This is a genomic window from Paraburkholderia sp. J10-1, from assembly GCF_905220165.1.
Taxonomy (GTDB): domain Bacteria; phylum Pseudomonadota; class Gammaproteobacteria; order Burkholderiales; family Burkholderiaceae; genus Paraburkholderia.
Genome location: NZ_CAJMYW010000002.1, coordinates 881,643 through 899,351, shown reverse-complemented (window position 1 = coordinate 899,351; position 17,709 = coordinate 881,643). Strand labels below are relative to the sequence as shown.

At 65.9% G+C, this 17,709-nt stretch carries 13 protein-coding genes; 6 read left to right on the top strand and 7 right to left on the bottom strand.

Features of this window, described 5'->3' with window-relative positions:
- Positions 1 to 50 precede the first annotated feature (50 nt).
- Together U5A65_RS10870 and U5A65_RS10865 are read right to left on the bottom strand one after the other, a co-directional pair.
- Positions 51 to 6,071, bottom strand: coding sequence for an MG2 domain-containing protein (locus U5A65_RS10870; RefSeq protein WP_321946258.1), 6,021 nt, complete (start codon positions 6,069 to 6,071; stop codon positions 51 to 53).
- A 369-nt stretch (positions 6,072 to 6,440) separates the two neighbouring features.
- Complete coding sequence (locus tag U5A65_RS10865; RefSeq protein ID WP_321946257.1) at positions 6,441 to 7,229, bottom strand: SDR family oxidoreductase; 789 nt, start codon at positions 7,227 to 7,229, stop codon at positions 6,441 to 6,443.
- Positions 7,230 to 7,339: 110 nt separating this feature from the next.
- Here U5A65_RS10865 and U5A65_RS10860 point away from each other — a divergent pair, with 110 nt between their 5' ends.
- Complete coding sequence (locus tag U5A65_RS10860) at positions 7,340 to 7,897, top strand: helix-turn-helix domain-containing protein (protein WP_321946256.1); 558 nt, start codon at positions 7,340 to 7,342, stop codon at positions 7,895 to 7,897.
- A 122-nt stretch (positions 7,898 to 8,019) separates the two neighbouring features.
- Here the strand turns inward: U5A65_RS10860 and U5A65_RS10855 are convergent, their stop codons facing one another.
- Entirely contained in the window at positions 8,020 to 8,355 is a 336-nt protein-coding gene (locus tag U5A65_RS10855) for a DUF4148 domain-containing protein (protein WP_321909410.1), read from the bottom strand.
- Positions 8,356 to 8,608: 253 nt separating this feature from the next.
- Here U5A65_RS10855 and U5A65_RS10850 point away from each other — a divergent pair, with 253 nt between their 5' ends.
- The 3 genes from U5A65_RS10850 to U5A65_RS10840 all read left to right on the top strand — a co-directional run bounded on the left by U5A65_RS10850 (position 8,609) and on the right by U5A65_RS10840 (position 11,250).
- Entirely contained in the window at positions 8,609 to 10,003 is a 1,395-nt protein-coding gene (locus U5A65_RS10850; protein WP_321946255.1) for a selenium-binding protein SBP56-related protein, read from the top strand.
- Between the two features lie 14 nt (positions 10,004 to 10,017).
- Entirely contained in the window at positions 10,018 to 10,665 is a 648-nt protein-coding gene (locus tag U5A65_RS10845; RefSeq protein ID WP_321946254.1) for a hypothetical protein, read from the top strand.
- Between the two features lie 183 nt (positions 10,666 to 10,848).
- Positions 10,849 to 11,250, top strand: coding sequence for a DUF3597 domain-containing protein (locus U5A65_RS10840; protein WP_321933609.1), 402 nt, complete (start codon positions 10,849 to 10,851; stop codon positions 11,248 to 11,250).
- A 124-nt stretch (positions 11,251 to 11,374) separates the two neighbouring features.
- Here the strand turns inward: U5A65_RS10840 and U5A65_RS10835 are convergent, their stop codons facing one another.
- The gene (locus U5A65_RS10835; RefSeq protein WP_321946253.1) at positions 11,375 to 12,235 is read right to left on the bottom strand and encodes an oxidoreductase; all 861 of its coding nucleotides are present in this window, start codon (positions 12,233 to 12,235) and stop codon (positions 11,375 to 11,377) included.
- 287 nt (positions 12,236 to 12,522) lie between these two features.
- Between U5A65_RS10835 and U5A65_RS10830 the strand changes: the two genes are divergently transcribed.
- Positions 12,523 to 13,380: an NADPH-dependent oxidoreductase gene (locus U5A65_RS10830; RefSeq protein WP_321909419.1), complete on the top strand. Its 858-nt coding sequence runs from the start codon at positions 12,523 to 12,525 to the stop codon at positions 13,378 to 13,380.
- A gap of 45 nt (positions 13,381 to 13,425) precedes the next feature.
- A complete protein-coding gene (locus tag U5A65_RS10825) occupies positions 13,426 to 14,337 on the top strand; it encodes a 2-dehydropantoate 2-reductase (protein ID WP_321946252.1) in 912 nt (303 codons plus the stop codon).
- Between the two features lie 33 nt (positions 14,338 to 14,370).
- On the opposite strand, the gene U5A65_RS10820 is transcribed toward U5A65_RS10825, so the two are convergent.
- The 3 genes from U5A65_RS10820 to boxB form a co-directional block, all read right to left on the bottom strand.
- Positions 14,371 to 14,820: a PaaI family thioesterase gene (locus U5A65_RS10820; protein ID WP_321909422.1), complete on the bottom strand. Its 450-nt coding sequence runs from the start codon at positions 14,818 to 14,820 to the stop codon at positions 14,371 to 14,373.
- Between the two features lie 141 nt (positions 14,821 to 14,961).
- Positions 14,962 to 16,221 (bottom strand): benzoyl-CoA 2,3-epoxidase subunit BoxA, encoded by a 1,260-nt coding sequence (gene boxA / locus U5A65_RS10815; protein ID WP_321909423.1) that lies wholly within the window; start codon positions 16,219 to 16,221, stop codon positions 14,962 to 14,964.
- 52 nt (positions 16,222 to 16,273) lie between these two features.
- A complete protein-coding gene (gene boxB / locus U5A65_RS10810) occupies positions 16,274 to 17,701 on the bottom strand; it encodes a benzoyl-CoA 2,3-epoxidase subunit BoxB (RefSeq protein ID WP_321909425.1) in 1,428 nt (475 codons plus the stop codon).
- Positions 17,702 to 17,709: the final 8 nt, after the last annotated feature.

Below are 17,709 nucleotides of genomic sequence, written 5' to 3'. Positions count from 1 at the left end.
GGCAACGCCAAGTGCCCTCGTGCAGCGATGCCGTTGCGCGACCAGGCGGCTCATTGCGCTGCCTTCACGACCACCGGCGCATTCGGCGCGACGCCGAACGTAGCCGGCGCATAAAGCGCCTCGACGCGCGTGGGCGGCAGCCCGAACGTGCCGGCGTTGTTGAGCCGCACCGTGTACTCCACCGAGACCTTGCCCTTCGGCAGAAACTCGTAATACGCACGATAGCCGTCGAAGCCGCGCTCGATGAATGCGGGCCACGGACCGTTCTCGTCCTGCTTCTCGCCCTGCGTCGCCACGGCCGAATCGCGCCCGAGCCCGGAGCCAAGAATCGTCGCACCTGCGGGAATCGGGTCGTTCACGACGACCCACGTCATGTCGGTTTGCGCGTCGATGTCGAGGCGCACGCGCACGATGTCGCCGCGCGTGTACACGCCCTTCACCGCGGCGCTCACCGGCGTGACGGTCTTCGTGATGCGATAGCCTGCCGCGAACGGCGCGCGCAACGCGAGCGCCGCGAGGCTTTCCACTGTGGCCCACGGCTTGCCGCTTCCCTCCTGTGTCAGCGTGAGGGTCCCGCTCTGCTTTGGCCATGCGAGAAGCGTGCTGCGCGCGGGCGCATTGCGCGTCGCCGCCGTGGCTCCACTCGCGCTCGATGCCGCTTGCGCCGCCACGTTCCAGGCGACGACGCGAGACGTGTCGCCGAGCTGGATCTTCGTCGCGCCCGTTACCGGATCGCGCTCGAACACGCGCGAGAAGCGCTCGACCGCAAGCGAGCCGTACGCGTTCGCGGTCGTCGTGCTCCATGCGCCGTTGCGTTGCATCGCGAGCAGGCCCGCCACGAGCCGCGGCATTTCATCCTTCCACGCCGGGTTATCGACGAACGCAAGCGCGAGGCGCGCCGCGTTGACTTCGGTGCCCGTCATGAGCCACCACAGATCGTCTTCGGCGGCAGTAGAGAACGTAAGCTGCGTGCCCTGCCACGTAAGACGCGAGCGCAGGATCTGATCGAGCTGTGCCAGTTTTTCCGCGCGCTGCGGCACGTCGCGCATGCGCGCGAGACTTTCCGCATAGTCGATGACCGCCGACGTAGGCCACTGGTTCGGCGCGATCTCGATCGAGCCGAACTGGCGTGCGTTCGCCGCGCCGTAGCGCGAGAGCGCATCGATGGCCGCAAGCTTGCGCAGATCGAGGTCGCGGCGCGGCGCCCACGAATTGCGCTCGATGCGGCCTTCCACGAAGCGCGTGAGGCCCTCGACCATCTTGCTGCGCAAGGCGTCGGGAAGCGCGAAGCGCGGGTCGAGCTTCGACGCCTCGTCGCTCACCGTGAGCAGATACGCGGTGAGCGCGGTGCTGCCGTGGCTTGCGCTGCCGTCGGAGGGCGGGAAGTAGTTCGCGAGGCCGTCGCGATCCAGGTACACCGGCATGCGCGCAAGCTCCGCCTGCCAGCGCGCGGGGTCCCGCAGACCGATCGCGATCGACGTTTGCTGCTCGAGGCAGGAATACGGATAGCGCGTGAACCAGCGGCGCACGCCGGGCAAGCCATCCGCGAGCTTCGGCTGCAGCGACACCGCGATGCCGCCTCGCACCACGCCTGCGCGCGTTACGCTCGCATTGGCCGGCGGCGCAACGGGAATCGAGAGCGTACCGTCCACTTGCGCGAGCGTGGCCTGCTGCACCGTCACGGGTATCGCCGCGCTCACCTGCTGCGCGAGCTTCACCGCGTCCGCCGCGTGCGCGCCACCCTGCTCCGCCGCGCTTACGTTCCACACGAGCGCGGGCCGCTCCGCCTCGGCGAGATCGTCGGGAACCGCGACCGTCCAAGCAATCTCCCGCGAGGCATTGGGCGCGAGGTCCACAGTCTGCGCGTCGAGCGCGAGCGGCGGCACGTTCGGCGTGACCCGCACTTTCATCGCGCGCGCAGTCGTATTGCGCAGGGTGAATTGCGCGCGGAAGGTATCGCCTTCGCGCACTTGCGGCGGCAGGCCCGAAATCAGCTGCAGGTCTTGCGTGCTCTCGATACTCGCGCTGCCGGTGCCGAAACGCACCGCCCCGCTCGCCGCGACAGCGACAATGCGAAAACGCGTGATCGAGTCGTTCAGCGGCACGTCCACTTGCGCCGTCCCCTTCGCGTCGAGCGTGACGCGCGGGTTCCAGTAGAGCAGCGTGTCGAAGAGTTCGCGCGTCGCGCCATGGCCGCCGCCGCCGCCCGCCGGCACCGCCTTGCGCCCGAAGTGACGACGCCCGACGATCTCCATCTGCGCCGTAGCAGTGTCCACGCCGTAGGCGCGTTGCTGCAGCATGGCGTCGAGCAGGTCCCAGCTGCGGTTCGGCATGAGTTCGAGCAACGCCTCGTCCACGGCCGCCACGGCGATCTGCGTGCCCGCCGGCACCGGCTGGCCGCCTGGTAGTTGCACGCGCAACTGTACGTGCGACGTTGCGCGTACCGCGTAGCGTTTCGCATCGGGCGTCACGTTCACCGCCAGCCGGTGCGCCGCGTCGCCCACGCGGATCTGCGCGAGGCCGTAGCGGAAGGCGGGCTTCGACAGATCGACGAGCGGCGTGGGCGCCTCGTACTGGCGGCCTTCATACCAGAACGCTCGCGCCCATTCGAGCGGCGCCTTCCAGCCCCAGGTGAAGAACGAGTACCACGGCACTTCGTGAATACGCCCACGCAGCGCAAGCACCGAAACGTAGACGTTCGGCCCCCACGTGTCGCTCACCTTCAGCTCGACGGTCGGGTCGCGCCCGTCGAGCTGCACCACGTGCGTTTCGATGATGCCCTCGCGCTCCACGGCCACGAGCGCCGTGGCGAAGCGAAACGGCATGCGCACCTGGAAGCGCGCGGTCTCGCCGGGCTCGTAGCTCGTCTTTTCGGGCAACACGTCGATGCGGTCCGTGTTTTCGCTGCCGAACCAGAGTTCTTCCTCGCGCGTGACCCAGACCGAAGTCGTTGCCGTGGACGCATGGCCGTCGCCGTCGCGCGCCGTGGCCACCAGCTGGATGTTGCCCGCTTCCTTGAGCTTGGCGTTGCACGTGAGCAAGCCGTGATCGTCGCTCGTGCCGCTGCACAGCGTGCCGAGGTCGCGCGTTTCGGTGTGGTTGTCGTAGGCGTAGAAGCCGCCCACCATGCGCTTGCGCGACGTGGTCGTGATCTTCGCGACGCCCCGCACTTCGAGCTTCACGCCCGCGTGCGGCTTGCCCTGCAAGTCGAGCGCAATCGCAGTGACCGGCACCGTATTGCCCACGGAAACCCAATGCCCCGACTTGATGCCCGCCACCACGGCCGCTGGCCAGAGCGTGGCCGCGCCGCTGATGGTCTGCACCTCGCCGTTCGGGTCCGCGAAGGTCGCTTCTAGCGCCAGGCGCTTCGGTCCCTCCACGCTCGGCAGGTTTTTCAGCACGAGCGTACCCGCGCCGTTGCGGTCGAGCGTGAGCGGCTCCTTGTCGGCCACGAGCTTCGCGACCTCGTTATCCTCCTGTGGGCCGCTCTCGTCGTCCTCGGATGTGTTGTCGGCCTGGCTCTTGCTCACGTACGGCGTGAAACTGAAATCGCTGTACGTGCTGGCGAATGACGGCGTCGTCTCCTTCACGAGCGCCGAAACCTGCACGGGAAGATTCGACGCCGCGCCGCCCGACACGTAATCGATCTGCACCGCGACGCTCGCTTGCGTCGCCGCGACGAGCGGCGATGTTTTCTCGTTCTGCACGGCTATCGTGCCCTTGAGCACCGGCAAGCGGAACGCCTCCACGCGGAAGCTGCCGCTGTCGTAGCTCATGTGTATCGCGTCGGCGCTGTTGTCGGCTTCGTCGCTGCCTTCGCCCGCCGTGCTCGCGTTCGCGTCGCCGTCGTCGAGCGAGACATCGTATTCGCCAAGCTTCGCTTCGGGCGGCAACGCAAAGGTCGAATCGGCCGTATGGTCGGCGGCCCATTTGAGCGGCAGGTGCCACGTCTGCCCGCTGCCCGCATGGCGTATCGTCACGCGCGTGGGGTACTGCTGCGGGAACGCGAAGCCATGCATCGTCTGCGCGCGGATGAAGTGTTTCATCGACACCGTCTCGCCCGCGCGCAGCAGCGTACGGTCGAACACGGTATGCGCGCGCACCGTGGGCGCCACGCTCGTATCGGTCGGCACATTGAAGCGCCACGACTCGATGCCGCGATTCCAGTCCGACTGCACGAATGCCATATCGGGGCCCGTTTTCGGGTCGTCGATGCGCGCTGAGACAAATAGCCCGCTGAAACTGTTTTCGCCGCAGTCACGGTGGTTCGAAAGCGGGCCGTCGATCGTCAGCAGTCCGTGAGAATCGGTTTTTCCCGTGGCGAGCGTCTCGCCATTGCAATCCGATACGTGCACGTCCGCGCCCGCTACCGGCTCGCCCTTGTCGAGCGATGTGACCCACACCACGCTGTTCTCGCGGCCCTGCTTGAAATGCACGCCGAGATTGGTGACGAGCACGGTCGTGCGCACGTACATGGGCGCGGGCTTGCCGAGCAAGGATGCCCCTAGCGATGGCGAAGCGAGTTCGATCACATAGAAGCCTGGCTTCGGCACGGGTATGCCGACCACTTCGAACGGCCGCAGCGCCTTGGGATCGGCCTTGGGCAGCGTGAGCGTCTGCACGCCCGGCTGGCCGTCGAGCAATGAGAGCGAGCGCACGTCGATAGTGCGCTCCTTCGCGTCGTCGTCCCCATCACCCGTCGTGCGCGGAATCACCACCGGCGACTTTGCTCGCGCGAGCAACCCCGGCATCAGCTTGTCGATCGACGTTTCGCTCATGCCGAAGTTGTCGAATTGATCGACGAGACGCATCCAGCGGCGCATGTCTATGTCGGACTGCACCGCGAGTTTTGCGAACTTCGCTTCGCCCGCGTTGAGCCCCTGCACGTGCAGGTCGGCCTCGACGTTGCGCAGTGTGACCGGCACGAGCGGCGGCGTGCCCGGCTCCGCATAGCGCTCGATGATGCCGAAAGTCGAGGACGGAAATTTCGCGAGCGGCGGCATCGGCGCGGTTGCCGTGTGCAGCGGGAACAGGTCGGCGTTCGCGAGCGCCCGGCCGCTGACGTCCTTGAGGCCCGCGGGCGCGGTGAGCGTGAGCGTTGCGTGATCGGGCAAGGGCGCGGCGAACGAGATCGAGCTGACTTCGTTATCCTTGTCGTCCGCACGGAAGCTCGGAGCGATTTCGCCCTTCGGCCCTTGCAGGCGGAACTTCTGCGCGTCGGCGCGCGTGATGGGCGCGCTCAGGTCGATGCGCAAGGGCCGCAGCGGCGTGCATGGCGCCTTCGCATTCTCGCGCTCGCAACTCATGCTCGCGGTGAAGGGCGCGCGCACCGTGAAGTCGAAGCGGCGCTCCACGTCGTTGGGCGTGCCGTTCGGTCCCAGCACGCCCTTGCCGTACACGAGTTGCATCTTCGCGCTGGAGGGCAGCGTTTGCTGGCAGGCGAGCGTGAGCACGCTGGCGCCGTCCTTCTCGAGCCGGAAATGTTTGAGCAGCGCCGCGCGCGTTGATGTATCGGCAAGCTGCACCGGAATGCGGTTGCCGAGCCCACCCGACTCGCACCATACGTGTTCGCGCACGGAAGCCGGCGTGGCGGGGCCATTGAGCTTCAGCACGAATACCTGGTTTTCCTCTATTTCGCCCCCGTAGGGTCGCACGCTCACCGGAAACGGGCCGCCCGTCAAGAACGTGAAGCGGCGCGCGCCCGTCACGGCGTTGCCGGCCTGCGACTTGAGCCCGTCGGCGAGCGTGACGCTGCATTGCACGTCGGGCGGCAGATCGGCGGCGAAATCGTAGGCCCACGTCTTGCCGTCGATCCAGCGGCCCTGGCCCGCACTGGCCGCCGCATGGCTGCATTGCAGGCGCGCCGGGTCCTTCGCGTCGGGCGCGCCGAACGCCACCATGGGCTCGTCGAACTTTACGACCGCCTGGCGCACTTGTGCCACAGTCCCCTGGGGCGACACGCTCACCACGCGCGCGGCATAGGCGCGCCACGCCCAGACCATGCATAGGCCCAGCACCAGCGCTAGCGCCAACGTCCACCACCCGCCAGTTTTTTGTGTTGTTCGTTGCATCGACCGGTCCTCGTTTGCGCGCACGACGCGCGGCCAGTGCCGGGCGGCGTGCGGTGAATGGTACAGGGCGCCGCACGCTTACGCGCCAGGAATGGCCGGCCGCGCGCTTGCGCAAGCGGCTCGCGCCGAACGCGCAGCATGCCGCGACCTGCCAACCGGCGATATCGGAAACCGCTGAATTTTCGAAGGGGCTACGGCGGAGGGAGGACCGCGTGAAATACGCTAGCCCTGGCTTGCGAACGCGAGCCGGCGGGAGATGGGGCGAATGTGTGGCGATGATGCGCAGAGAAGGCGCGCCGAGGAGATTACCGCGCCCCGCAGCCGCGCCGTGAAACGCGAGCGGCCGGTGGCCGCTCGCAATACATCGGACTACATGGCTTCGCGATAGCGCGACGCCGGCTTCGACTGGCCAAAGTTTGCGAACATCGCAGACCGGGCGGCTTCGTAGTCGTCCCACTGCTGCGCATCGGGCAGCGGCGGGATCGTCACCGTCTCGCGCCGGTCATAGCCCACGAGCGCCGCGTCGACGAGATCGCCCACTTCCATCACGGCCGGCAATGCGTTGACGTCCTTGCCGGAGCGCTCCCAGATTTCGGTGCGGGTGGCGCCAGGCACGACGGCCTGAACGTACACGCCTTTCGCGCCAAGTTCCAGATTCAACGACTGCGAAAAATACAGCACGAATGCCTTCGTCGCGCCATACACGCTCGAACGAAACTCGGGCGCAAGACCGATGACCGAACCGACGTTCACGATCGCCCCCTTGCCTTCGCGCGCAAAACGCGGCGCGACCGCCGATGCGAGGCGTGCAACCGCCGTGACGTTCAGGCCGATGAGGCCGCCCACTGCTTCCGGGCCCTGCTCGACGAACGTGCCCGGCAGGCTCGCACCTGCGTTATTGATCAGCACGCCGATGCGTGAGTCTTCCACGAGGCGCGCCTCCAGCAGTGCAAGGTCCGCATGCGAGGCCAGATCGGCGCGAACGATTTCCACGTTCACGCCATCGCGCTCGCGCAGGCGCGCCGCGAGGTCTTCCATGCGGGCGCGATCGCGCGCCACCAGCACGAGGTCATGACCGCGCTTGGCGAAACGGTCGGCGTACACGGCGCCGATGCCCGTGGATGCGCCAGTGATCAGGACAGCAGGTTTAGCAGACATCGAAACTTCTCCTTGGGGATTCCGTTTACATGATGAACGTCATGTAAACGGAATCATGATGACCATCATGTATAATGTCAAGCGTCGATCGAAGGAAAGCGGAGAGAACAATGAGGGTCAGTCGCGAACAGGTGGAGATCAATCGCCAGCAGATCCTGGAAGCTGCCGGCCGGCTCTTTCGCGAGCACGGCTACGATGCGGTGACCGTCGCGGACGTGATGAGCGCCGCCGGGCTCACGCACGGCGGGTTCTACGGCTACTTCAAGTCGAAGGACGAATTGATCGCGCAAACGCTCGCCCACGTCTTCGCACAGGGCGAAGGCGGCGATACCGATCTGGCGCGCTATGCGTCGCGCTATCTCTCGGCCCAGCATCGCGACAACGTAGCGGGCGGCTGTCCGACTGCGGCGCTCGCCGCTGAAACGGCACGGCAAACGCCCGAGGCGCGCGCCGTCATGGCGGCAGGACTCGAGCGTCAAATTGAGCGCTTGAGCGCGGGCGTGAATGGCGTGGATGCCGCAGCGGCGCGCCAGGCGGCGATAGGCGGCTGGGCCGCGATGGTGGGCGCGGTGGTGCTTGCGCGCTTGTGCGACGATCCCGCGCTATCGAACGAGATCCTCAAGTCCACGCGCGCCTGGATTGGCGAGCGTGAAGCACCGCGTGACTGAAAGGGGCCCCTGCCGGTGTTGTGCAGGCAGGCGAGAAGTGAATCAGCCCGCCGTGCGCGTTCGCGCCGTTGCGGGCCGACAGTCGCTATGCGGCACGAATCGGCTTCGTCCCGCAGTCAAACTCAATGCGCGTTATACACCGGCGGCGAATAGCTGCTCACTGCGCCATCGGTACGCGAGCCGCTTTCCGAAGAGCCGCTCGTCGCCGGACCGTAACCGGTTGCCTGCGCAACGGCTGCGCCGTTTTGCGCGTTCACGCGCGCCTGGGCGCGTTGCAGATCATTGGGGTAATTCAGATCGTTCGTCGAAGGACGATAACCCGCCGCTTCGAGTTGCACGAGCTCACTGCGCACCTGGGCGCGCGTCACAGGGCCATTGGTGCCTTGCGACTGCGCAAATGAAATGGCCGGCGCTGCAAGCACAGCAGCGATCGCAACGGCCTTGATTAGCGTTCTCATGACTCACCTCCAGTAACTTGGTCGAATCGGCGCAGCAGCTTGTCTGCATCCGTTGAGTACAAGTCTAGGAACGTTGGCCTTGCGAATAAATGCCGCAAACGCGAATTTACTATTCTCTCAGGGCAGATAATCCACTCTCATTGCTCAAATGCATAAGCTTCTATTCGTTTGGAATATGGAGCACGTGTGCAACGCACTGTTCCACTCTGATGCATGATAGGGACTCTTCCGAATCTTCGATGAGGAGGCAGCAATGGCGACATGGCAACCGGACCCGACCTTCTACCCGTCTGCGCGCATGGCTGGCGACGCCCCACCGGAGACACTGGCGTATGTCGCCAGCTTCGACCCCACGCGCAGCGTGCCCGATTCGCTCGATGTGGTCGATCTGGACCCGCGTTCACCGGAATTCGGGCGCATCGTGCACCGGCTGCCGATGCCCAATGTCGGCGACGAGCTCCATCACTTCGGCTGGAATGCCTGCAGTTCGTGTCTGTGCCCCAACGCCCCTCACGCGCATACCGAGCGCCGCTATCTCATCGTGCCTGGGATACGCTCCTCGCGCATTCATATTGTCGACACGAAGCCCGATGCACGTCGCCCCCATATCGCACGCGTGCACGAACCCGAGAGCGTCGCGCAGCGCGCGGGCTATACACGGCCCCACACCGTGCATTGCGGGCCGGAAGGCATTTATGTGACGTCGCTTGCGAACGCGCAGGGCGAGGCGCCCGGCGGCGTCTTTCTGATGGACCATGAGAGCTTCGACATTCTCGGCCAGTGGGAGATCGACCGCGGCCCGCAACAGCTCGCCTACGACGGCTGGTGGCACCTCGGTTATGACACGCTCGTGACGAGCGAATGGGGCCTGCCTGCGGACTTCGAGAACGGCCTCGTGCCCGAAGTGCTGCTCGGCGGCCAGTATGGCCATCGCCTGCACTTCTGGGATCTGCACACGCGCCAGCACAAGCAGGTGCTCGACTTCGGCGCAGAAAACCAGCTCGTGTTCGAGCTGCGCCCCGCGCACAACCCCACGCGACCCTACGGCTTCGTGAATTCCGTGATCAGCCTGAAGGACCTCTCGGCCTCGATCTGGCAGTGGTATCTCGACGGCGACCAGTGGGCCGCACGCAAGATCATCGAAATTCCGGCCGAGCCGGCCGATCCCGAACATCTGCCGCCCATGCTCAAGGGCTTTGCGGCGGTGCCGCCGCTCGTCACCGATATCGCGCTCTCGCTCGACGACCGCTTTCTCTACGCGTCATGCTGGGGAACGGGGGATTTGCGGCAATACGATGTGTCGGACCCGGAGAATGCGCGTCTGACGGGGTGCGTGCGCATCGGCGGCATTGCGGCGCACGCGGCGCATCCCTTCGCGCCCGGGCGCAAGCTCAACGGCGGACCGCAAATGGTGGAAGCGAGCCGCGACGGCCGGCGCGTCTATTTCAGCAACTCGTTGTATGGTGCGATCGACGGGCAGTTCTATCCCGAAGGCATCGACGGCTGGATGGTGAAACTCGACGCCGCGCCCGACGGCGGCCTCGAGTTCGACGAGCGCTTCTTTGTCGAATGGCCGAAGTCGCACCGGCCGCACCAGATGCGGCTCGAAGGCGGCGATTGCTCATCTGATTCGTACTGCTACCCATAAGCGCGGAGCGTCGTATGGAGGAAGTCTTTGGCACACACTGGGGCGCCTGGGCAGCCGTAGTGGGCAGCGGCGTCTTTCACGGTGTGAACCCGGCGATGGGTTGGCTCTTCGCAACCGCGCTCGGTCTGCAGCGCGGAAGCCGCGCGGCGCTGCTGTTCGCGTTGCCGCCTATCGCGCTCGGTCATGCGGCATCCATTCTGCTGTTCACGAGTTCCACGGCAGCGCTGGGCGCGCACCTGCCGGTTGCCGCGCTGCATTGGGGGCTCGGTGCGCTACTCATCGCATGGGCCGCCTGGCAGCACGCGTATGGGCACCGGCACCGCGTGCGCGTGGGGATGACCGTGGGCTTTGCCGGGCTTGCGGCATGGTCCGCGTTGATGGCCACGCTGCACGGCGCGGGACTCATGCTGATGCCCGCCATGCTGCCGCTGTGCGCAGGCACGGGCGCGGGCGGCACAGCGGGCCTTGCGAACCCGCTCGCGCTTTCGTTTGCGTTCACCGCACTGCATACGGTCACGACGCTCGCCACTACGGCGACCATCGCGCTGCTTGCCTACGAGTATCTCGGCCTTGGCGTGTTGCGGCGGGGCTGGATCAATTTCGACTGGCTCTGGCGCGGAGCGCTCGTGGCGACTGGCACGTTGATGATCGCGACGGCGTGAGTCGTTGATTCAAACTCCCGGGGCGGCATCGTCTGTTTGCGGTTGGACAGCGCCCGCACATCCTTGACCTTTCCTGAAACTGTGCCTGCGCGAACTGCGCGATACTTGCCGGCAGGTCGCTGCGCGATTCGCGTGGGTGCCTTGTTTGCCAACACGCCAACCCCTGAACCAAAGGAGAGAGAAATGAGTATCTTCGGTGACATCGTCAACAAGCTGTTTCACAAGGCCAAACCCGATGCGGCCCCGCCCGCTGCCGAGCCGACTCCTGATCCGGCGGCGGCTCAGGCCGCCACTCCGGAAGCAGCACCGGCGCCCGCGCCGCTGGCCGATGTCGACGTTGCGGCGGTGATGGATCAACTCGTTGCGGAAAGCGGGCAGACGCTCAACTGGCGCACGTCCATCGTGGACACGATGAAAGCGTTGGGTGTGGACAGCAGCCTTGAGCATCGCAAGCAACTGGCGCAGGAACTCAAGTACACCGGGGACATGAACGACTCGGCCAGCATGAACGTATGGCTGCATGGGCAAGTCATGGCAGCGCTGGCCGCAAATGGCGGCAAGCTGCCGGCGGATCTGGGCGGCTAATGCCATACCGGCAGGCCTGGGCGTGATGACTCACGCCGGGCCTGCCCGCATGAACCGGCGTAGTTGCTGCGAACGCTGAGCGATCGCGTCGCTGCCATGCGGGCCGTTGTGAACCCCGAGCGCCTCAACTGCCCGCCGGAAAATCCGTGCCAAGGCTCAAGTCGCGCCATGCCTCGATATCGGCAAGCGCCGCGCGCAAGCGGTTCGCCACCGCATCCACGCCGAATGCGCCCAGCACGAGATGCCGCGGCGGCTTTTCGACTTCTGTGATGCGTATCATCGCCTGCGCCGCGCGCACCGGATCGCCGGGCTGATGCCCGCTGCCTTCCGCCGTGCGCTTCATGCGCGCGCCTGCCGTTTCGGCATAGTCGTCGATACGGTTCGGCGTCTGCACGAGCGAGCGGCCTGCCCAGTCCGTGCGAAACGGCCCCGGCTCCACGCAGGTCACCTTGATGCCAAGCGGCCCGGCTTCCGCCAGCAGCGAATCGGAGAACCCTTCCACGGCGTGCTTTGAGGCCGCGTAGTATCCGGAACCCGGAAAGCCCGCGAGCCCCGCCACCGACGTAATGTTGATGACGTGTCCCTTGCGGCGCGCGCGCATGCCCGGCAGCACCGCGCGCGTGAGTGCGAACAGGCCGTACACGTTGGCGTCGAATTGCGCGCGGATCGCGTGCTCCTCGCCCTCTTCGATCGAACTCTGGTAGCCGTAGCCCGCGTTGTTGACGAGCACATCGACCGCGCCGAACTGCTTGTGCGCGGCCGCGACGGCGGCGTCGATTTGCGCGGCGTCGGTCACGTCGAGCGAAACGGGCAGCAGGCGATCGCCGGCCTCGGGCGCGAGATCGTCGAGCGAGGCCTTGTTGCGCGCGCTCGCCACGCAGCGCCAGCCGCGCGCGAGCACGGCACGCGCAAGCTCGCGGCCAAAGCCGGTCGAACAGCCGGTCACGAACCAGACGGGCGTTGCATTCTGGGAATCAACGGACATGGGATAGCCTCCCGGAAGAAGGGGCAGACAAGGCTGCCGAAGACAGGGGGAAAGCAGAAGATGGCGGCCGCCGCCCTGGGCGAGCGCATGCGCAGATCCAGATGATACCGGTCACGCGCGAACTCTGCTGGCGCGCCCCAGCGCTTGGGAGCGTGCCGGTGAACGCCTGCGCCAATCGCGCGAGCCATGTACCATACGGCGCTTGGCGCCGCGATCGATCGCAGCGGTCGATTACAGCGCATTACAGCGCGCCCGATTCAACCGTCACCTGCCGGAGAAGAAACCCGATGTCCACCGTCACCACGCCCGCGCACCCCACTGCCGAAATCGCCGATGCCATGCGCGCCCTCGAAGCGCGCTACGGCACGCCGTGGTCCGCGCCGCTGCCGGACTGGAACGCTACGCTCGACACGCTGCTCGCGCATCGCTCGGTGCGCAATTACGCGGACCGTCCGCTGCCTGAAGGCACGCTCGAAACGTTGATCGCAGCGGCACAATCGGCCTCGACCTCGTCGAACCTGCAGACGTGGAGCGTGGTTGCCATCGAGAACCCCGAGCGCAAGGCGCGCCTCGCCGAGCTTGCGGGCGGCCAGTCGCATGTTCGCGCAGCACCGCTCTTTCTCGTGTGGCTCGCCGACCTCTCGCGCCTCGAAGCGGCGGGCGCGCGCGGCGGGGCTAGCGTCGAAGGTCTGCACTACATGGAGACGCTGGTCGTCGGCATGATCGATGCGGCGCTTGCCGCGCAAAACGCCGTGGTCGCGCTCGAATCGCTCGGCATGAGCGCGGTGTATATCGGCGGCATCCGCAATCAGCCTGAGCAGGTGGCTGCGGAACTGGGCCTGCCACCGCGCGTGCTCCCGGTGTTCGGCCTGTGCGTGGGCTATCCCGACGAAACGCGCCCCGCGGATGTGAAACCGCGCTTGCCGCAGGAGGTCGTACTCCACCGCGAACAATACGACGCGCCCTCGCAAGCAGCGGCCATTGCACAGTACGACGAAGTCATGGGCGGCTTCCAGACCGCCCAGGGACTGAGCGCGGCGGGCTGGACCGTGCGCTCGCTCGCGCGCTGGCGCAGCCGCGAGTCGCTGCACGGCCGCGACCGCTTGCGCGACGCGCTCAACGCGCTCGGCTTCGAGCTGCGCTGAACATCACAGACGACGTAGTCCGTACGCCACACAGGAGAAACGCAAATGAAAGTCGCCGTCATGGGCGCGGGCGCAGTAGGCTGCTTTTTCGGCGGCATGCTCGCGCGCGCGGGACACGATGTGGTCTTGATCGGCCGGCCCCAGCACGTCGAGGCCGTGACGCGCGACGGGCTACGCGTCGAAGCGCAGCAGTTCGACGAGCGCATCGGCGCGCCGCATCTCACGGCCAGTACCGAAGCCTCCGCGGTGGCGGGCGCCGACCTCGTGCTGTTCTGCGTAAAGTCGACCGACACCGAGAACGCAGGCGCGGCGATCAAACCGCATTTGCGCGCCGACACGCTCGTGCTCACGCTGCAGAACGGCGCGGATAACGCGGAGCGCCTGCGCACCGTGATCCCGCAGGACGTGGCGGCCGCGGTGGTCTATGTCGCCACGGAGATGGCGGGGCCCGGCCACGTGCGCCATCACGGGCGCGGCGAACTGGTGATCGAACCTTCACGCGCGAGCGACGCCACCGCGCGCACGCTCATCGACGCAGGCGTGCCCACCGAAATCTCGCCCAATGTACGCGGCGCGCTGTGGGCGAAGCTAATCGTGAACTGCGCGTACAACGCGCTCTCGGCGATTACGCAATTGCCCTATGGGCGTCTCGTGAAAGGCGCGGGCGTGAGCGAGACGATGCACGACATCGTCGGCGAATGCGTGGCCGTTGCTCAGGCCGACGGCGTGACGCTGCCGCCGGACATCGACAGCGCAGTGCCGCGCATCGCGCAGACCATGCCCGGCCAGTACTCGTCCACGGCGCAGGATCTCGCACGCGGCAAGCTCAGCGAGATCGATCACCTCAATGGCTACGTCGTGAAGCGCGGCGCGGCGCTTGGCGTGCCTACGCCTGCGAACCGTATGCTGCAAACGCTCGTACGACTCATCGAGGACAAGGCGCGCGCGGCGATCTAGCCCCCGTGCGCCGGTCGTCATGCTCGTCATGCGTTAGCGGTCGAACACGAGCAAGGTGGAAGTCGCGGATGCGTAGAGCTTGCCCTGCGCATCCGTGATGCTGGCCTCTGTGAAGGCGGCGCGGCGGCCAATGCTCAGCACACGCCCTTCCGCACGCACCGGGCCGGTATCGGCGGTCATGGGCCGGTGGTACGCGACCTTCAACTCGAGCGTGGTGTAGCCCTGATTCGTGCCGAGCCGCGAGTGCGCGGCGCAACCGCACGCGGAATCGAGCAGCGTGGCGGCATAGCCGCCGTGCACCGTGCCGATGGGGTTGTACACGTGCAGACCGGGCGTGCCTTCGAACACTACGCGGCCCTCTTCGACTTCGACCAGCCTGAAGCCAAGCGTTTCGCCAATGGCCGGGCCACGGCTTCCATGCAGCATGTGCTGCAACTGTTCGACGCCGGTCAGGCCGGCAGGCATTTCAGCAACGAGGTTCATTCAGGCGTCTCCAACGATGGCGCGCGAGTGCGCGCGCCTTTGCGATTCGCCATCGTAACGCTTTTCGAACGACCGTGCTTAAACTATCGCTGGCTCTTTACGTGTTTCGATTCAGGCCTCGATTCATTGCATTCGAACGTTTCAATACGTCTCGAGATGCAGCCGCCCTTCGCGTTTGAGACGGTCCCACAAGGCCTCCCAGCCCATGCCGTGCGTCTCGGCAATCTCCTGAAGCGCCTGCAGCACGCCGTCCTCCATGCCCTTCAACCCGCAGACATAAACATGCGTGTTGCCGTCCTTGAGCAACTGCGCAACATCCACGGCGCGCTCGCGCATGGCGTCCTGCACATAGCGCCTGGGCTGGCCCGGCGTGCGTGAAAAGGCGAGATTCGTGTCGATGAAATCTTTCGGCAGATTCATCAGGGGTCCGAAATACGGCAATTCCTGCTGCGTGCGCGCGCCGAAAAAGAGCATGAGCTTGCCAGTCGCGCCCTTGAGCCTGCGGCGGCGGCGATATTCGGTCATCGCGCGCATGGGCGCGGAGCCGGTGCCCGTGCAGATCATCAACAGATGCGAATTCGGATGGTTCGGCATCAGGAAGGTATTGCCGAACGGCCCGATCACGGTCACCACGTCGCCCTTCTTCAGGTCGCAGAGATAGTTCGAGCACACGCCATCGGTTGCGTTGCCACTGTGATCGCGCGTCACGCGCTTCACCGTGAGCGAGACGTTGTTATAACCAGGACGCTCGCCGTCGCGCGGACTCGCAATCGAATACTGGCGCGCATGATGGGTCCGGCCTTCCAGGGTCGCGCCCGGCGGCAAGATGCCGATAGACTGGCCTTCCAGCACCGGGAACGGCATGGCGCCGAAATCGAGCACGATGTGATGGATGTCGCTTTCGGTCGCGTCGTCGGTGAGGCGATAGTTGCCGACCACGGTCGCCGTGGTCGGCGCCTTGTGCGTGTAGAGCTGGACATAGGGGCGCGCCGCCGACCACGGCGGCACGGTCGAGCCGCGCACCATGTCGGAGCCGCCGACGGGCACATCGGCGGCATTCGGCGCCGCTTGTGCAACGCTTGCCGCATCGCCTGATTCTTGTGCTGCGGCCGGCGCACCGACCGATGGATTCTGCGCAGGCAGTTCGTCCCACGTGAACTGCTCGTCAATGGAGTACGCCTCGGCCTTGAGCACGTTGCGCCAGTTGTCGATCGCGCCGGTCGGACATGGCGGCACGCAGGCCATGCAGGCGTTGCAGACGTCGGCCTTCACCACATAGTTGGTGCCGTCGTGCGTGATCGCGTCGATGGGACACGTTTCCTCGCACGTATTGCAGCGTATGCAGATCTCAGGATCGATCAGATGTTGCCTGAGAATTTCCACGGGTAGCGGACCGTTCATGATTGTCTCCCATCGCGGCGCGCGAATGCGTCGCTACGCGCCGCCGCGCTCCTCAGTTAAAGCGCACGTATTCGAAATCGATGGGCTGCCGGTTGATGCCCATGGCCGGCGGCGCGATCCAGTTGGCGAACTTGCCGGGCTCGGTCACGCGGCCCATGAGCGAGGCGACATAGGCGCGGTCTTCCGCGGTGGGCAGCCATTTCGCTTCGTTCGCAGCCCATTCGGCCTCGCCAATCACGCGGCCGTCCGGCGAAACACGCACGCCCGCAAAGGTGCCGATCTGGCGGTTGAACGCCTTGTGCGGCACCGTGAGCCGGGCGTCGATGCCCGCCTTTTCCAGCACCTTGTTCCAGCGGTTCACGCCCGCAATCGAGTCCTTGATGTAGTCGTCGCGCAGCACTTCGTTCATCGCATTGAGCATCGGCACCTCGCGCTCCACGAGCTTGCCGTCCTGCACGTCGAGCAGGCGGTATTGCTGGCCTTCGAGCTGGTGGTCGTCGTCTCGCTTGGTCTCTTCGTAGCGGCCCTTCAGGCCCGAGCTGTAGAACGTCGCGGCGTTCGACGAGTGGTCGGCGCCGAACAGATCGATCGTCACCGAATAGTGGAAATTCAGGTAGCGCTGAATCGTTTCGAGGTCGATCACGCCCGCGGCGCGCAGGCGCTTCACGTCGTCGGTCTTCAGTTCGTTCATGACCTGAGCGGTGCGTTGCACGACACGCGAGATGCCCGATTCGCCGACGAACATGTGATGCGCTTCTTCGGTCAGCATGAATTTCGTCGTGCGCGCGAGCGGGTCGAAGCCGGATTCGGAAAGCGCAGAAAGCTGGAACTTGCCGTCGCGGTCGGTGAAATACGTGAACATGAAAAACGCCAGCCAGTCAGGCGTTTTCTCGTTGAACGCGCCGAGGATGCGCGGGTTGTCGTCGTCGCCCGAACGGCGATCGAGCAACGCTTCGGCTTCCTCACGACCATCGCGTCCGAAGTAGCGATGCAGCAGATACACCATCGCCCACAGGTGCCGGCCTTCTTCCACGTTCACCTGGAACAGGTTGCGAAGGTCGTACATGGAAGGCGCCGTGAGGCCGAGATGACGCTGCTGCTCGACGGAGGCGGGCTCCGTGTCGCCTTGCGTAACGATGATGCGGCGCAGATTCGCGCGGTGCTCGCCCGGCACGTCCTGCCACGCGGCCTCGCCCTTGTGCGCGCCGAAATGGATCTTGCGATCCGCTTCGCCCGGCGTGAGGAAGATGCCCCAGCGGTAATCGGGCATTTTCACATGGTCGAAGTGCGCCCAGCCGCCCGCGTCGACGCTCACCGCCGTGCGCAGATAGACGTCGTAGCCGTGCGAACCGTCGGGGCCCATGTCGCCCCACCACGAGAGGAAGTTCGGCTGCCATTGCTCGAGGGCGCGCTGCAGCGCGCGATCGTCGGCCAGGTTGACGTTGTTCGGAATCTTTTCGCTGTAATTGATCGTGGACATTGCGGTTC

Bases quoted from the DNA above. Each gene is read 5' to 3' on its own strand.
- U5A65_RS10870 (WP_321946258.1), bottom strand. From the start codon at position 6,071: ATGCAACGAACAACACAAAAAACTGGCGGGTGGTGGACGTTGGCGCTA.
- U5A65_RS10865 (WP_321946257.1), bottom strand. From the start codon at position 7,229: ATGTCTGCTAAACCTGCTGTCCTGATCACTGGCGCATCCACGGGCATC.
- U5A65_RS10860 (WP_321946256.1), top strand. From the start codon at position 7,340: ATGAGGGTCAGTCGCGAACAGGTGGAGATCAATCGCCAGCAGATCCTG.
- U5A65_RS10855 (WP_321909410.1), bottom strand. From the start codon at position 8,355: ATGAGAACGCTAATCAAGGCCGTTGCGATCGCTGCTGTGCTTGCAGCG.
- U5A65_RS10850 (WP_321946255.1), top strand. From the start codon at position 8,609: ATGGCGACATGGCAACCGGACCCGACCTTCTACCCGTCTGCGCGCATG.
- U5A65_RS10845 (WP_321946254.1), top strand. From the start codon at position 10,018: ATGGAGGAAGTCTTTGGCACACACTGGGGCGCCTGGGCAGCCGTAGTG.
- U5A65_RS10840 (WP_321933609.1), top strand. From the start codon at position 10,849: ATGAGTATCTTCGGTGACATCGTCAACAAGCTGTTTCACAAGGCCAAA.
- U5A65_RS10835 (WP_321946253.1), bottom strand. From the start codon at position 12,235: ATGTCCGTTGATTCCCAGAATGCAACGCCCGTCTGGTTCGTGACCGGC.
- U5A65_RS10830 (WP_321909419.1), top strand. From the start codon at position 12,523: ATGTCCACCGTCACCACGCCCGCGCACCCCACTGCCGAAATCGCCGAT.
- U5A65_RS10825 (WP_321946252.1), top strand. From the start codon at position 13,426: ATGAAAGTCGCCGTCATGGGCGCGGGCGCAGTAGGCTGCTTTTTCGGC.
- U5A65_RS10820 (WP_321909422.1), bottom strand. From the start codon at position 14,820: ATGAACCTCGTTGCTGAAATGCCTGCCGGCCTGACCGGCGTCGAACAG.
- boxA (WP_321909423.1), bottom strand. From the start codon at position 16,221: ATGAACGGTCCGCTACCCGTGGAAATTCTCAGGCAACATCTGATCGAT.
- boxB (WP_321909425.1), bottom strand. From the start codon at position 17,701: ATGTCCACGATCAATTACAGCGAAAAGATTCCGAACAACGTCAACCTG.